This is a genomic window from Amycolatopsis sp. NPDC003676 (genome assembly GCF_053587275.1).
In genome coordinates this window covers 56,559-71,616 of the sequence record NZ_JBSFNS010000015.1, presented here as the reverse complement: position 1 = coordinate 71,616, position 15,058 = coordinate 56,559, and the positions used below count along the sequence as shown (strand labels likewise).

The 15,058-nt window shown below is 68.9% G+C and carries 16 protein-coding genes; 2 read left to right on the top strand and 14 right to left on the bottom strand.

All coding sequences use genetic code 11. The annotated features are described in order from the left end of the window. Window positions 1-14: 14 nt before the first annotated feature. The 12 genes from dnaB to ACWDNU_RS12680 all read right to left on the bottom strand — a co-directional run bounded on the left by dnaB (window position 15) and on the right by ACWDNU_RS12680 (window position 10,285). Window positions 15-1,418, bottom strand: coding sequence for a replicative DNA helicase (dnaB, locus tag ACWDNU_RS12735; RefSeq protein WP_037809085.1), 1,404 nt, complete (start codon window positions 1,416-1,418; stop codon window positions 15-17). A 715-nt stretch (window positions 1,419-2,133) separates the two neighbouring features. Then, window positions 2,134-2,931: an ESX secretion-associated protein EspG gene (locus tag ACWDNU_RS12730; protein WP_449668921.1), complete on the bottom strand. Its 798-nt coding sequence runs from the start codon at window positions 2,929-2,931 to the stop codon at window positions 2,134-2,136. 11 nt (window positions 2,932-2,942) lie between these two features. Continuing rightward, window positions 2,943-4,307: a hypothetical protein gene (locus ACWDNU_RS12725; protein WP_449668920.1), complete on the bottom strand. Its 1,365-nt coding sequence runs from the start codon at window positions 4,305-4,307 to the stop codon at window positions 2,943-2,945. A 42-nt stretch (window positions 4,308-4,349) separates the two neighbouring features. Continuing rightward, complete coding sequence (locus tag ACWDNU_RS12720) at window positions 4,350-4,961, bottom strand: DUF3558 domain-containing protein (protein ID WP_449668919.1); 612 nt, start codon at window positions 4,959-4,961, stop codon at window positions 4,350-4,352. A gap of 7 nt (window positions 4,962-4,968) precedes the next feature. Next, window positions 4,969-5,331, bottom strand: a complete 363-nt coding sequence (locus ACWDNU_RS12715; protein WP_449668918.1) for a hypothetical protein — start codon at window positions 5,329-5,331, stop codon at window positions 4,969-4,971. Window positions 5,332-5,594: 263 nt separating this feature from the next. After that, a complete protein-coding gene (gene rplI / locus ACWDNU_RS12710; RefSeq protein ID WP_370932830.1) occupies window positions 5,595-6,059 on the bottom strand; it encodes a 50S ribosomal protein L9 in 465 nt (154 codons plus the stop codon). Window positions 6,060-6,073: 14 nt separating this feature from the next. Then, complete coding sequence (rpsR, locus tag ACWDNU_RS12705; RefSeq protein ID WP_009085242.1) at window positions 6,074-6,322, bottom strand: 30S ribosomal protein S18; 249 nt, start codon at window positions 6,320-6,322, stop codon at window positions 6,074-6,076. Between the two features lie 34 nt (window positions 6,323-6,356). After that, a complete protein-coding gene (locus ACWDNU_RS12700; RefSeq protein ID WP_449668917.1) occupies window positions 6,357-6,890 on the bottom strand; it encodes a single-stranded DNA-binding protein in 534 nt (177 codons plus the stop codon). 29 nt (window positions 6,891-6,919) lie between these two features. Beyond that, window positions 6,920-7,243: a 30S ribosomal protein S6 gene (gene rpsF, locus ACWDNU_RS12695; protein WP_344282605.1), complete on the bottom strand. Its 324-nt coding sequence runs from the start codon at window positions 7,241-7,243 to the stop codon at window positions 6,920-6,922. A gap of 101 nt (window positions 7,244-7,344) precedes the next feature. Continuing rightward, entirely contained in the window at window positions 7,345-8,265 is a 921-nt protein-coding gene (locus ACWDNU_RS12690; RefSeq protein ID WP_449668916.1) for a hypothetical protein, read from the bottom strand. A gap of 129 nt (window positions 8,266-8,394) precedes the next feature. Then, entirely contained in the window at window positions 8,395-9,297 is a 903-nt protein-coding gene (locus tag ACWDNU_RS12685) for a hypothetical protein (protein WP_449668915.1), read from the bottom strand. Window positions 9,298-9,463: 166 nt separating this feature from the next. Beyond that, on the bottom strand, window positions 9,464-10,285 hold the full coding sequence (locus ACWDNU_RS12680; protein ID WP_449668914.1) for a hypothetical protein: 822 nt from the start codon (window positions 10,283-10,285) through the stop codon (window positions 9,464-9,466). Between the two features lie 116 nt (window positions 10,286-10,401). Here ACWDNU_RS12680 and ACWDNU_RS12675 point away from each other — a divergent pair, with 116 nt between their 5' ends. Next, the gene (locus tag ACWDNU_RS12675; RefSeq protein WP_037809070.1) at window positions 10,402-11,175 is read left to right on the top strand and encodes a deoxyribonuclease IV; all 774 of its coding nucleotides are present in this window, start codon (window positions 10,402-10,404) and stop codon (window positions 11,173-11,175) included. 48 nt (window positions 11,176-11,223) lie between these two features. Here the strand turns inward: ACWDNU_RS12675 and ACWDNU_RS12670 are convergent, their stop codons facing one another. Next, window positions 11,224-12,789 (bottom strand): glycosyltransferase family 87 protein, encoded by a 1,566-nt coding sequence (locus ACWDNU_RS12670; RefSeq protein WP_449668913.1) that lies wholly within the window; start codon window positions 12,787-12,789, stop codon window positions 11,224-11,226. A 35-nt stretch (window positions 12,790-12,824) separates the two neighbouring features. After that, entirely contained in the window at window positions 12,825-13,892 is a 1,068-nt protein-coding gene (locus tag ACWDNU_RS12665; RefSeq protein WP_449668912.1) for an ROK family transcriptional regulator, read from the bottom strand. A gap of 57 nt (window positions 13,893-13,949) precedes the next feature. On the opposite strand from ACWDNU_RS12665, the gene ACWDNU_RS12660 reads away from it, so the two are divergent. Then, on the top strand, window positions 13,950-15,020 hold the full coding sequence (locus ACWDNU_RS12660; RefSeq protein WP_449668911.1) for a Gfo/Idh/MocA family oxidoreductase: 1,071 nt from the start codon (window positions 13,950-13,952) through the stop codon (window positions 15,018-15,020). Window positions 15,021-15,058: the final 38 nt, after the last annotated feature.

The window sequence follows — 15,058 nt, the reverse complement described above, 5'->3', positions numbered from 1 at the left end:
AACCGGACAGCGCGTCAGTCGTGGGCCAGATCGGCGAACCGGCTGTAGTGCAACTGGTGCGCGACCACGATCGTGCTCGTCGGACCCGCACGGTGCTTCGCCAGGATCAGGTCTGCTTCCCCGGCGCGCGGGTCGTCGCGTTCCCAGGCGTCCGGGCGGTTGATCAGGATGACGATGTCCGCGTCCTGCTCCAGCGAGCCGGATTCACGCAGGTCCGACAGCATCGGCTTCTTGTCGGTTCGCTGTTCCGGACCACGGTTCAGCTGGGAGATCGCGATCACCGGCACCTCGATCTCCTTCGCCAGCAGCTTCAGCTGACGGGAGAACTCCGACACTTCCTGCTGCCGCGATTCGACGCGCTTGCCCGACGTCATCAGCTGCAGGTAGTCGACGACCACGAGCTTCAGGTCGTGCCGCTGCTTGAGCCGGCGAGCCTTCGCGCGGATTTCCATCATCGTCATGTTCGGCGAGTCGTCGACGAACAGCGGGGCCTCGGACACCTCGCTCATCCGCCGCGCCAGCCGCGTCCAGTCGTCGTCGGACATCTTGCCGCCTCGCATGTCGGCCAGGCGGATTTTCGCCTCGGCCGACAGCATGCGCATCACGATCTCCGTGCGGCTCATTTCCAGCGAGAAGATGACGCTGGTCAGGCCGTGCTTGATGGACGCGGAACGGACGAAGTCCAGTCCCAATGTCGACTTGCCGACACCAGGGCGGGCCGCGACGATGATCATCTGGCCGGGGTGCAGGCCGTTGGTCAGCTCGTCGAAGTCGGCGAACCCGGTCGGGATGCCCTGGGACTGCCCGCCGCGCGAGGCGATCGCGTCGATCTCGTCCATGGTCGGCTGGAGCAGGTCTTCCAGCGCGACGTAGTCCTCGCTCGTGCGGCGCTCGGTGACGTCGTAGATGGCGGCCTGTGCGCGGTCGACGACCTCGTCGATGTTCGCGCCGTCGGCCGCGGCCGCGCCGTAGCCGTACTGCACGATGCGCGTGCCCGCTTCCACGAGGCGGCGCAGCACCGCCTTTTCGGAGACGATCTCCGCGTAGTAGCCCGCGTTGGCCGCGGTGGGCACGGTCGCGATGAGCGTGTGCAGGTACGGCGCCCCGCCGACGCGGCCGAGTTCGCCGCGCCGTTCCAGTTCGGCCGCCACCGTGATCGGGTCGGCCGGTTCGCCGCGGCCGTAGAGGTCGAGGATGCAGTCGTACACGGCCTGGTGCGCGGGCCGGTAGAAATCGCCGGGGCCGAGCGCTTCGATGACGTCGGCGACCGCGTCCTTCGACAGCAGCATGCCGCCGAGCACGGACTGCTCCGCCGCGATGTCCTGCGGCGGCTGGCGGTCGAACCCGCCGGGGCCGGGGTCGCTCGGACCCGGATCGGACTCCGCGTACGCCGGACCGCGGTCATCGGTCACCGCCACTGCCCGGACACCTCCCCTCGCCCCGCCGTCGTCCCGGCCGGCCCCGTCGTCTCGCGTGCGCCTGTCCTGTGCCGAACCGCGTCCGCCCGCCGCCTCGCGCGAAGGCCAGTCCAGGCGAACACCTGTTCGAGTATGCCGGAGTCGGCCCGGCTTTCCCACCCGCCCGTCCGGTTCACTTCGATGATGGACCGGACGGTTCCCCGCGCCGGTGACCGCCACGCGGAGCCACCGGGAGTACTGGGCGCGAACGCACGCTAGGTCCCCCGGAAGGACGAGCGCAAACCCGGGTGTTGACCGTGTTGTGGATAACCTGTGGATGACTGGGGGCAACGAATCACAGGTATCGGTGAGCCTGTGGACAAAGTGGGGACAGTGCAGACCGGCTTCACTGAACCCGCAGGTCAAAGCCTGTGCAGAGACTGTGGAGAACTCCGCGAAAACTCGTCCGGCGTGTCGTGTCGAACTGGTTCTTCGGCGTGTCGCACCCGGGTTGGTCCACCGCCCTGTGGATGGTTGCTACGCACGGTAGATCACCGACCCGATGGGCTGAACGAAGGAGAATTCCCCACGTGGCCTACCCGATGGCTGCGCACAGTGAGCGATCAGGCAAAAGCGCAGGTTAACCGCGTGCAAACGCGAAACCGGGTGAGGTTCACCGGCCGGACACCTCGCGGTGCCGTACCGGGAACCCCACCCGGAGTAACGCTCGAGGCGGTCAGCCCAAGGCGCTGTGAGCCTGGCGGAGCCGTTCGGCGACCGTCTGCCTGGACCACGGCGTGTACACCAAGATGGATTCGCGGCCCGGCCGCTCCTCCATCAGCCAGCGCCCTTCGTCGATATCGACGAAGTTGATCGGCTTGGGAATTCGCCTGCGGGTGCCGCTCGGTGTCCGGGCAGCGACGTACAACGTGCCATTGCCGATGCGCGGTGCCTGCATGATCCGCTGAATCTCTTTCAGCGGGGAGGCTGGTTGCTTCCGGCTCTGGTCGGTGACCATGATCGAACTCCGCGGTTCAGCGGAGTCATTGGCCTTCCCGGACTCGAATTCCTTGCGGTCGACAAGCAGCGCCTGCCCGGGAGGCGTTCGCGCGGTCGGGATGATGTCGAGGAAGGTCTCGAGGAGCCGTTCCGGCCGCTGCCGGGTGACGGCCAGCGTCGGCTGGCGGCCGACCCGGACCAGCCCGAAACCACCGCCGTTGCCACTGCCCACCAGAGCGGAGAAGTTGGCCGGGCTGCCGTCGTCGAACTGGCCGTCGAACCAGCCGTAGTACTCGAAATGCGGATGGGAGATGGAATCGATCAGCGCGAGCAGATCGCGGTCCATCCCCCGCGGGCCCATCAGCCCAGCCTGCTGAAGCCCCGCGTTGACCTGCTCGTCGAGCTTGCGCTGGTCTTCCGGCACGTAGAACGCGGCGGTCTCGCCGATGACCTTGTGCGGCTCCGCGCCGCGTCGCCGGATCAGGTTGCACAGGGTGTAGGCAGTGAAGGACACCGGCCGGTCGAGAGTGATCACGTCGCCGATCCTCATTCACCGATGACCGGCGGAACGGTCATCTGGTCGGAGCCGAAGATGTCGTTGCCGTCTTCTTCCAGCAGGTACTTGGTCTGGTGCTCCTCGTCCTCCTGGCCCTTGCCGCCCTTGGCTCCGCCGCCCATGCCGCCCATGCCTGCCGCACCGGCCTTGCCTGCCGCGCCGCCGGCGGCACCGCCGCCGCGCATGCCGCCCGCGCCCGCGCCGCCGGATTCGCCGGCCATCGCGCCGGAACCGCTGCCGCCAGGGCCGAAGCCCGCCGCGCCGAATCCGCCGGGCCCGAAGGCCGCGCCGCCGCCGGCACCGCTGCCACCTCCGCTGCCGCCAGGGCCGAAGGAGCTGCCGCCGCCCGGACCGAAGGTGCTCGGGCTGAACTTCGACGGGTCGGTCGTAGGCGGCGTCCAGCCCGAGGTCTGCGTACCGTCGCCAGGAGGGGTGAACTTGCCGGGCCCGCCGGGACCGCCAGGACCGCCCGGCGGGGTGTACTTGGGCGGGGTGTACTTCGGCGGCGTGTTGTTGCCGCCGCCACCCGGCGGGGTGAACTTCGGCGTGCTCGTCTTCGGCGGAGAGAAGCTGCCTCCGCCGCCACCGCCCGGTCCGCCGGTGAAGCCGCCGCCGGGGCCGGTGCCAGGACCGCCGCCGTACTTGCCGGGGTCGGTGCCGCCGTCAGAAATGTTGTTGCCCTGCCAGACGTTGTACTGCGGCATCCCGCCGGCGTTCTGGGAACTCGAGCCGTAGTACGCGGTGTAAGCCTGGACGTTCGTCTGGCTGTCCTTGTTGTACTTGTCGATCTCGTCGTCTTTGTCGCTGAACGGCTGGTGGTCGTACCACTTCATTTCCGGCGGGTTCTGGTCCAGTTTCTGGACCTTGCCGTGCACGTCGTGGAACGCGTCGACCTGGTTGGTCATGAAGGTCTGGCTCGTGCCCAGATTTTTGGCAGAGTCGTCGTGCCAGATCTTGAGCGCATTCGCGCCCGACTGGGCCGCGCCGGCGCTGCTGCCCTGCCAAGCGCTGCTCATCTTGTTGTTCAGCGCATCGATTTGCTGAGAACGACCGGAGTGCAGCTTCTGAAGCGTGTCGGCTGCGCTCCTGCCGCCGTCGAGCGAACTGGTGTTGCCTTTGCTGATCTTGTCGTAAATCGTGTACGCGTCGATTGACCCGCCGCCGACGTTCGCTTGGAGGTGTTCGGCGTGCGGTCCGCCGCTGAAGATACTGGATGCCGCACCGACCAAGCCGCCGACTACACCGCCGATCACTGCCCCTTCCGGCCCCAGCACGGCACCGTAGGCGGCGCCGACTACCGCACCCTTAGCAGTGTTCTTCAGGGTGCTGCCAGTGCTGTTGTCCTCATTCCCCATAATGAGAATCTTCCTTCCGGGCCTGCTAGAGCCGTGTGGCGATCAAGAAACTGTCTTGAGGTGGTTGATCATCGCGGCGCCGATCTTGGTCAGCGGCTCGCACGGGTTGTCGAGGTTTTTGCCCTTCGAAAGGGAATCGACGATGGTGACGGTGAGCTGATCAGTGACGCCGATGACGAGATCGCATACGCCGTTCTTGCGCGAGTCGTGCTGAGCTGTGAAAACCGCTGGGTAGCCACTGATCTGGGTCGGCTCGAAGTACGCCTGGCTCGATTTCATCGCGTAGGTGTCGGCGAGGCCGTTCTTGTTCTGCGGGATCGGCGCGAGAGTGACCCCGTTCGCCTTGAGGTCCGGGTCTGAGGACTGCCAGTCGCACCCACGCGGTGTGATGTTATTGAGCTTCCCCGGCGAGGCGAGGCCGACGGCATTGGCGTCGTCGCCGAGAGCCGAGCACGGATCGGCGAGCAGCTTCTCGGTCGGAAGCGGTGCCGGGACCTTCGGCACGCCGTTGCTCGACGAGTTGTCGGAACTCGACGGGCCGGGGTTGCCGGACGCGGGGGGCGCAGCAGTACCGCCGGTCCCGCCGCTGCAGGCGGTCAGCAAGCTGAGGGCTACGACAGTGCCGGCAGCGAGCCGCGCGATGTGTTTTGGCATGTGCTGATCAGAGCCCACTCTGTGTCTGCTTCTTCATGTCTTCGGCATTGTGCAGCTCGGTTATGGTGATCTTCTTCTTCGCCGCGGTGAGCGCGTCGATGAAGTTCTGCGTGTACGTGACCATGTTCTCGTGCTCGACCAACAGGCTCTTCCCCGAAGGGTTGGCGCCCCGTTCGACGAAGGTATGGCTGGCCACTTCGTCGGCGGGCGGCGTCACCGACGCGATGATCTCGGCGTGCTGGCGGTCCTTGTGCAGGTCGCCGAGCAGGTCTTGCCACTGCTTGATGACTGAGTCCACCTCTTCCTCGGTGAACTTGTAGCCGCCGGCCTTGCCGTAGCTGCCCACCATGATCGGCGGGACGGGGGGCACCTGAGGCCCCGTGTTCGTACCGGATGCGGGTGTTCCTTCAGGCATCTCGCTGGCCCCCTTATAACCCACGCCTCGCTCTTCCCCGGCGAGATCAGCATCTTGGATGTTAACGCACGCGAGTTGGTTCCCGCTCGCTGTTGGCAAGTTCGCGCGAGAGCTTCTGAGCTGGGGACCTGCGGTAGTTGGGCGGCCGCCGAGGCGGAAACAAAACCGCCCCTGGGGAAGAATCCCCGGGGGCGGTTTCGCGGTAAAAGACGCGAGCGTCAGTTCGCGGCCGTGGCCTTGACCTCGAGCCGGAGGTCCACCTTCACGTTCGGGTGCAGGCGGGCGTTGACCGAGTGCTTGCCGACCGTCTTGATGTGGTCGCGCAGGTCCAGGACGCGCTTGTCGAGCAGCGGGCCGCCCTGGGCCTTGATCGCGTCGACGATTTCGCCGGCGGTGATCGAGCCGAACAGCTTCTTCGAGCCCGCCGCGGCCTTGCCGGTCAGCTGGATCGCGCCGAGGGCCTCGAGCGTCGCCTTGATCTCCTTGGCGTGGTCGAGGTCGCGGATGCGACGGGATTCCTGTGCGCGCTGGATCGTGCGCACGTTCTTCTCCGCGCCCTTGCTGGCCACGATGGCGTAGCCGCGCGGCAGCAGGTAGTTGCGGGCGTATCCGTCCTTGACCTCGACGATGTCGCCGGGGCCGCCGAGGTTCGCCACGTCCGTGGTGAGAATGATCTTCGCCATGACTAGTGCTCCCCTCAGCGCGCGGTGGACGTGTAGGGCAGCAGAGCCATCTCGCGCGAGTTCTTCACCGCGATGGCGATGTCGCGCTGGTGCTGGCTGCAGTTGCCGGTGACGCGACGGGCACGGATCTTGCCGCGGTCGGAGATGTACTTCCGCAGCAGGTTGGTGTCCTTGTAGTCGATCGTCTCCGGGCGGCCCTTCTTCTCGGCCTTGCAGAACACGCAGACCTTCTTCTTGGGCTTGCGAATGGGTGGCTTGGCCACTGGTGTACTCCTGGAATTCTAGAAAGAAATGAGATCAGAACGGGGGTTCGTCGGAGAAGCCTCCGCCGCCACCGCCCGCGGGCGGGGCCGAGCCCCACGGGTCGTCGGCGGGCGCGCTGTTGCCGCCGCCGCCGCGATTTCCGCCGCCGCCGTTGAAGCCGCCGCCTCCGCCGCCGCCGAAGTCACCACCGCCGCCGCCACCGCGGCTGACCTTGTTGACCTTCGCCGTCGCGTAGCGCAGCGAGGGGCCGATCTCGTCGACCTCGAGCTCGACGACGGTGCGCTTCTCGCCTTCCTTGGTCTCGAAAGACCGCTGCTTCAGCCGCCCCTGCACCACCACGCGGGCGCCCCGCGTGAGCGACTCGGCGACGTTTTCCGCCGCCTGCCGCCAGATGTTGCAGCGCAGGAACAGCGCCTCGCCGTCCTTCCACTCGCCGCTCTGGCGGTCGAGCGTGCGCGGGGTGGACGCGACGGTGAAGTTCGCGACCGCCGCACCGGACGGGGTGAAGCGCAGCTCCGGGTCGGACGTCAGGTTCCCGACCACGGTGATGACGGTGTCTCCAGCCACGGATGGCGTCCCTTCGGATCGGGCTCGGATCAGGCCTTGGCGGGCGCGGGCTTGGCCGCGGCCTTGACCTCGCGGCGCATGACCTTGGTGCGCAGCACGGTTTCCTGCAGCGACAGCTGGCGGTCCAGTTCCTTGACGGCCTCGGACGTCGAGTTCAGGTCCAGCAGCGCGTAGATGCCCTCGGCGTTCTTCTTGATCTCGTACGCCAAGCGACGGCGGCCCCACACGTCGACCTTCTCGACGCTTCCGCCCGAAGTGCGGATCACGTTGAGGAAGTTGTCCAGCGTGGGCGCGACCGTACGCTCGTCGAGCGTCGGGTCCAGGATGACCATTACCTCGTAATGGCGTGACATAACCACTCACCTCCTATGGGCTCGCGGTCACGGCGGATCCGTGACAGGAGGGTTTGTCCAGGTAAGCGTACCCGGAGGGTACGACAGTCCCGTCCGGCGGGTCAGCTGACGCGGCGCAGCACCCAGGTGCGGACCAGCCCGGCGGTGACGCCTGCCAGCACGATCACCGCGAGCAGCATCGGCAGCTGGACGTCAGAAGGCCGGCCCTGGCTCGCCAGCGCTTCGGCGTTGCCCGCGTTGCGGATGTCCGGGCCCTGCTGGCCCTGCGGGTCCTGTCCGGCCGAGGGCTGCTGCGGCAGCGCGCCGGAACCGGGCAGCGTGCCGTAGCGCGCGCCGGGGGCGATCGCGGTGCCGAGCACGCCGGGGTTGCCGGGGCTCGCGGTCGGGATGTTGCCGTAGTCGCGCGGCGGGGCGATCCCGGTCGAACCCGGCTGGTAGTTGCCGAGCGGGTTGCCGCCGCCGTTCTGCGCGGGCGCGTTGCCGTTCGACTGGGTGCCGCCGTTGGACGGGGAGCTCGAGGACGACGGCGCCTGGTAGTTGTTCGCCATCGTGGTCAGCCCGCACGCGGACGCGACCCCGCTGCGGATCCCGTTCAGCACCTTGGTCTTGGTGTCCGGCAGGACGCCGAGGCCCCATTCGTTCTTCAGCGCATCCGAGACGACCTGGCCGATCGCGTCGCCGCTGATCGTGCCGCCAGCGGCGTTAGGGATCGCGCCGACCTGCAGGTTGCCCTTGTTCGCGATGGCGTTCGCCAGCGAATCCGGCCAGACGGTGGCCAAGCTCCAGAAGGTCACCTGGTTCTTGGCCGACTGGCGGACGATCTCCTTGACCGCCGAACCGGGCACGGCGACCGAATCGCCCATGCCGCCGGTGACCGTGCCCTTGCACTGGTTCGCGAGCGTGGTCGCCGCGGACGCGGAGCCCGCGCCCAGGAACGTGCCGCCGGTGAAGAGGGCGGCGAGAGCGGTGACGGTGAGTGCTCGACGGGTTCGCTTCCAGGTGGGGATTTTCCGCACGAGCACTATCCTCCGGGGTCCGCGGGCATGGTTCGTCGCATCAGGAACAACGAATGGACTCCGGTAAAGATACTGGCGCAGTGACAACAGCGCGGCGAAGCCGCTCGACTGAGGGTGGTGGTGGGGCGGGGTGGGCTAACTCGTAGCGGCCATTCGGCGGAGCACCCACGTCCGGACTAGGCCCGCGCTGACTCCGGAGAGTGCCAAAACTGCCACCAGAACTGGCCAGTCCAACCCGTTCGTGTGGTTGCCGCCGGTGCCGGGCAATGCTTCGGCGTTACCGGCGTTCTGGATCGTGCGGTCGCCGCCGGAGGTGCCGTCCGGGTTGGCAACGCCGTACTGCGGCGCGTAACCCGGGATCTGGCTGCCGTATCGGAGCGAGGGCGACGGGCTGAACAATCCGGCCATCGCCATCGGGATGCCGCTGTAATCGCGCATCGGCGCGTATCCGGTGCTGTAGCCGTACGACAAATTGCTGAAATTCGGCAGGAAAGCCGAGAAAGGCGCTGCTCCGCCGCCGCTGTAGTCACCGAGCACTGGACTGTTCGAGCCAGGCATCTGCGACTGCTGTCCTGGCGAACCGCCCTGCTGCGGGCTGCCCCCATTGCTGCCGGACGGCGGTTGCTGCGGGTTCGGGCCCGGGTTCTGCTTGCCCGGCTGGCCGCCGCTGAAGCCCTGGCCGACGGCGGCGACGCCCTGCTGGAGCGTGTTCGTGCCGCCCGCGACCGCGCCGTTGACCGCGCTCGCGGCCGGGGCGCCGACCACCGGGACCGGCGCGACGACGGTGTTGACCACGTTCACCGTGACCTTGCAGAGCGTGCCGAGTACCGAGTTGATGGTGCCGGTGAGCACGCCCGAGACCTGGCCGACGATGCCGAGGTCGATCGGGAGGCCGAGCAGCGGGGTGGTCGCCTGGACGTGGTCGCCGGGATGCGCGGTGATGGTGGAACCGCAGGTCGCGGTCAGGGTGCTGGCCGACGCGGTGCCGGGGGCGGCGAGCGCGGCGGAGCCGGCCAGGACGAAAGCGGCGGCTCCCACTGCGGTAGCCCTCCGTGCCCGGTGCTGCTGCATGGCCGTCGACCCTTTCGCCGCGTCCGTTGTACCTGCCTTGCTGAGGACAACGACGGTAACGAAGACGAGTAACGCCCGCCTCCCCTCCGAGGTCAGGCATTCGGGTGGAAGCGGGCGCTACTGAGAGTCAGTTTCAGGCGGGCTTGCGGCGCAGCCAGGCGCGCACCAGCGCGGCGGCCACCATCGCGAGCGCCAGCACGGCGATCAGCAGCGGCAGCCGGGCGGGCGGGTTGGCCGCGGGCAGCGCCTCGGCGGTGCCGGACTTCTTCGCGTCGACCGTCGGCACCTGGTCTGGCTGCGGCAGCTGGCCCGGGACGACCTGGGTGACGAGCGGGGCCTGCACGAAGGTCGCCGGGAGCATCGCGGCCCCAGTGAAGACGCCGGAGACCGAGTCGAGGCCGGAGAGTCCGTCGACCGAGGTCACCGGGCCGAGCGTGTCGCCGCCGGGGGCGGGCTGGCCCGGGCCGCCGGGGCCGGGAGCCGGGGACGGCGGGTTGGGCGTGGGGTTCGGCGGAGCGGGAGTCGGTCCGGGCGGCTGTGGGAGCGGCGCGTTCTTGAGCAGGCCCTGGGTCGTGTTGCCGACGCCGTTCGCCGCGGCCTGCACAAACGGGCAAGTGTCCTTCGCGGCCGTGTCGCCAACCGCCGGGACTTCGCCGACGCCCAGCGTCCGGACGGTGTCGCCAACCGGGAGCGTGAGCGCCGGGGCGTTGCCGTCGGTCTGCTTGGCCTTCGAATCGAGGCCGACCGTGAGCCGGTTCGGCGCGTTGAGCGGAGCGCCCGCGTCGAGCGCGAGGCCGGTCCCGTTCTTGCCGTTCTGCAGGGTGGATTCGCAGTCGCCGGACACGGTGGGGCTGGGATCCGCGGTAGCGGTGGCGGGAAAGGCGAGAACCGCGGACAGCAGCGGCGCCGCGAGCGCTACCCCGAGTGCGGTCATCCGTCCAGCGCGCTTCCGCATGCCTTCCTCCCCCGACGTGCTCACTCCGAATGGATCACGGAACGCGCTCACGGTACTCCACGAGCGTCACCAACTCGGGCGGAAGGGGGAGATTCGCCCGGTAGTAGCGTCAGGGCATGCAGATTGGCGCCCATGTCCGCGACGACGATCCGCTGGCCGCCGTCGCCGAGCGAGAAGCCGACGTCGTCCAGTTCTTCCTCTCCGACCCGCAGGGGTGGAAGGCACCGAAACCGCATCCGCACGGCGAGGAGATCAAGGCCTCCCCGGTCGAGGTGTTCATCCACGCGCCGTACCTGATCAACGTCGCGTCCAAGAACAACCGGATCCGCATCCCGTCCCGCAAGAACGTCACGCAGCACGCTGACGGGGCCGCCGCGATCGGCGCGAAGGGCCTGATCGTGCACGGCGGGCACGTCGGCGCGGGGGACGACGTCGAGGAGGGCTTGGTCAACTGGCGCAAGCTTTTCGAGCGCGAGGCGGAAAAGGGCGGCTTCGCGGTGCCGATCCTGATCGAGAACACCGCGGGCGGCGACAACGCGATGACCCGCGAGCTCGACGTGATCGCCCGGCTGTGGGACAAGGTCGGCGAGTTCGGCGCGGGCTTCTGCCTCGACACCTGCCACGCCTACGCGGCGGGCTGGGATCTCGCGACCGCGGTGGAGAAGGTCAAGGCCATCACCGGCCGGATCGACCTGGTGCACTGCAACAACTCCCGCGACGAGCACGGCTCCAATCGCGACCGGCACGCGTCGGTGGTCGACGGCGACGGCACGATCGAACCGGAGTTGCTCGCCGAGGTCGTGCGCCAGGCGGGCGCGCCGGTGGTCGTCGAGACGCCGGGCGAGGGCCAGGCCGCCGACATCGCGTACCTGCGCAAACAACTCGCTTGAGAGCCGTGAAGGACTCCTTGCGGGAATTCCCAAGGAGTCCTTCACGGATCACGAGACCGGCTGCTGAGCGTGCGTGGCGGAGCGGCGGAAGGCGGCGAAGGTGACCTTGTCGCGGGCCCGCTCCAGCACGCCGCCCGCCGGGTCGTCGTCGCCGGAAAGCCGGACCAGATCGGTGCGCGGACGGTAGATCTCGCGGAGCACCAGCACGCACAGCCCGACGACGGCGAGGTCGCGGATGACCACCCCGCCGAGGAACCAGCCCGCCGGCAGTCCTTTGTGGTCGACGCCGAGGTAGTAGAACATCCGCGGCGCCCACACCGCCGCGTCGATGACCATCCAGCCCAGCAGCAGCCGCCAGCGCGGGATCGCCAGCACCGCCAGCGGGACGAGCCACAGCGAGTATTGCGGGCTCCACACCTTGTTCGTCAGCAGGAACGCCGCCACGACAAGGAAGGCCAGTTGCCCGAACCGCGGCCGCCGCGGCGCGGTGAGCGCGACGTACGCGATTCCGGCGCAGCAGAGCACGAACAGCACGGCGACCACGATGTTCAGCGCGGTCGGCGTCTGTCCTTTTTGGAGCACGCCGTCGAAGCCCGCCCAGCCGGTGGCGTAGGAGACGACGTTGTAGAGCGAATCCGGGTCCATCGGGCGCAAGGTGTTGAGCCGGAAGAACTCCCACCAGCCGCGCGGCGCGGCCACGATGAACGGGACGTTCACCACCAGCCAGGCCAGCACGGTGAACGCCGCGGTCCGGCTCCACGCGCGCAGTTTCCCGGCGCGCAGGCACAACAGGAACAGCACCCCGACCAGTAACAGCGGATACAGCTTGGTGGCGACGCCGAGTCCAAACAGGACTCCCGCGACCTCCGGGCGTTTTCGCGACCACGCCAGGATCCCGGCGGCGGTGGCCGCGGTGGCGAGCGCGTCGAAGTTCGTAAAGGTATGGACCAGCACCAGCGGCGAGATGGCGACGAGCACCGCGTCCCACGGCCTGCGTTTCGTCGTCCGCCCGGTGGCCCATACGGTGACCAGCCAGGCGAGCGCGAGCCAGAACGCGGAGATGTTGAAGTAGATCGCCACCGGCAGCGCGCCGGGCAGCCAGCCCGCGTTCGCGACCGAGGTCCAGCCCGCCGCGAGCTTCGCGTTGATCCACTGGAACAGGCCGGTGACCACCGGGTACTCCATGTACCGGGTCTGGTTCTCGGCGGTCTGCGAATCCTCCTGCCACGACGTGACGTAGGGGAAGGTCTTCGCGTCGTCGAGCTTTTCCGAGCTGTAGAGCGGGACGATGTCGGAGTAGCACATCGCGACGAACGGACGGCCGGAGCGCCAGTCGAGCTGGTGCACGCCGTTGGAATCGCTGTACTGCTGAATGCACGACGCTTTGCCGAACCAGCACACCACGAGCGCGAGCACGGCCATCGCGAGCCCGACGCGCTGCGGCGACCAGAACCACTGCCTGCCCACCGCCGCGTGCGTGCCGATCGGACCGCCGACGGGTCTCGTCGCGGCGGCCACCAGCGGGTCGTGCCGGCTGGGGGCGATTCGCTCCGCCGGGGTGAGCGTGCGGGGAGCCGAATCCGGCTCGTCGGCGGGGTCGGAGACGCGGGACACGTCGGGATGCTATCGGTCCGCGAGTGGGCTGCCGGTCATTTCGGATCTTCGTAAAAACCGGCAAGCACCTCGAATGCGGCGCCGAGGGCCACCGCCTCCTCGTCGAGATCGCTCACTTCGACGTCGATGCGCTGCCAGTACGGCACCGGCAGCAGGTCCCGCAGCTGCTGCGAGACGGTTTCGCGGTAGACCTCGGGCGCGCCGCGGATCGTCCGTCCGAACAGGACGATCCGCTCGAGATCGAGCACCTGCACCAGGTCGGCGAGCCCGATGCCGAGGAGCCGGGCGGCGTCGTGCGGGGTGCCCGCGGCGCGGTGCATGACCTCGACGCAGCCGCGGCGGCCGCAGGCGCAGCGCGGTCCGGCGTACGCGATGGTGGTGTGGCCGAACTCACCTGCATTGGTGCGCGGGCCTCGGTAAACGCGTCCGTCGATCAGCAGTCCGACGCCGATTCCGGTGCCGACGAGCACCACCGCCGTCGCTGCCGAGGTCTCCTCCGGCCAGGCGTGCGCGAAGGCGGCGGAGTTGGTGTTTTTGTCCAGCGTGACCGGCAGGCCGGTGCGTTCGGCGAGCAGATCGCGCAGCGGGACGTCGTGCCAGCCGGGCATGTTCGTGGCGTCGCGGACGCGGCCCGCGTGGTGGTCGAGCGGTCCCACCGCGCCGACGCCGAGCCCGAGCACACGCGCCGGATCGAGGTCGGCGAGCAGTTTGCCCGCGCCGTCGGCGATCGCGGTCACCGCGGCCTCCGGGCTGAACCCGATCGGCAGCGGGCCTTCCACGATGTCCTCGACCTCGCCGGTCAGTCCGGTGCGCAGCACGAGGTAGCCGTCCCGGTCGAGCTGCGCGCCGAGTGCGCAGCGGGCTTCCGCGCGCAGCCGCAGCATCGTGCGCGGTTTGCCGACGCCGGCCGCGGGTGCGCGTTCGACGTCCAGCAGTCCTTCCGGCAGCAGGTCGGACACGATTTTCGACACGGCCTGCTGAGTCAGCCCGGACCGCTGTGCCAGCTCGACCCGGCTCAGCCCGCCCGCGCGCAGGATGTGCCCGAGCAGCAGCGCGCGGTTGTGGCGTCGCAGCCCGCGCAGGTTGACGCCGGTTTCCGCCATCGGCCGATCATCTCGGACGGGTGGCCTATTACGCAACAGTGTTGTTTAATAAGGGTCATGGCTGATGACGCGCGGGTCGGCATCCTCGGGTACGGGATCGGCGGCCGGATCTTCCACGCGCCGCTGGTCGCGGCGACGCCGGGCCTGGTCCCGGCCGTGCTGGTGACCGCGAACCCGGACCGGGCCGCGCAGGCGCGCGCCGAGCATCCCGGAGCCGAGGTGGTCCCGGACGCGGACGCGCTTTTCGCCCGCGCGGGTGATCTCGACCTGATCGTGGTGACCACGCCGAACCGCACGCACGTGCCGCTCGCCCTCCGCGCGATCGAGGCCGGGATTCCGGTGGTTGTGGACAAGCCGTTCGCGCCGACCGCGGCGCAGGCGCAGCAGGTCGTCGACGCGGCGAAGGCCAAGGGCGTCGGGCTCACGGTGTTTCAGAACCGCCGCTGGGACTCGGATTTCCGCACCGTCGGCAAGGTGCTCGGTTCCGGTCGCCTCGGCGAGGTCTTCCGCTTCGAATCCCGCTACGACCGCTGGGTGCCGAAGATCAAGGACAACTGGCGCGAGTTCGGCGACCCGGCCGAGGCCGGCGGTCTGCTCTACGACCTCGGCGCGCACATCGTCGACCAGGCGCTGCAGCTCTTCGGCCCGGTCACCCAGGTCTACGCGGAGGTCGACCGCCGCCGCCCCGGCGTGCAGGTGGACGACGACGTGTTCGTGGCTCTGCACCACGCGAACGGCGTGCGGTCGCACCTGTGGTCGTCAGCGCTTGCGGGCACTCGCAACCCGCGGTTCCGCGTGCTCGGCGATCAGGCGACCTTCACCAAATACGGCCTCGACGTCCAGGAGCCGCAGATCAAAGCCGGTCTCCGCCCCGGCGACGACGGCTGGGGCGTGGAGCCGGAAAGCGACGCCGGCCGGCTCGGCGTGAACGACGAAACCGAACTGGTGCCGACCGAAACCGGTTGCTACGAAGCGTTTTACGCCCAGGTCCGGGACGCGCTGCGCGGCGAGGCGGACTTCCCGGTCGACCCGGCGAGCGCGGTCGAGGCGTTGCGCGTGATCGAAGCCGCGCACCGCTCGGGCGCCGAAGGCCGCGTGATCACGCTCGGCGGCTGGAGCCGCCCCTGAACGGCCGTGGCCGCGACGGCCTCCCCCCACCGTCGCGG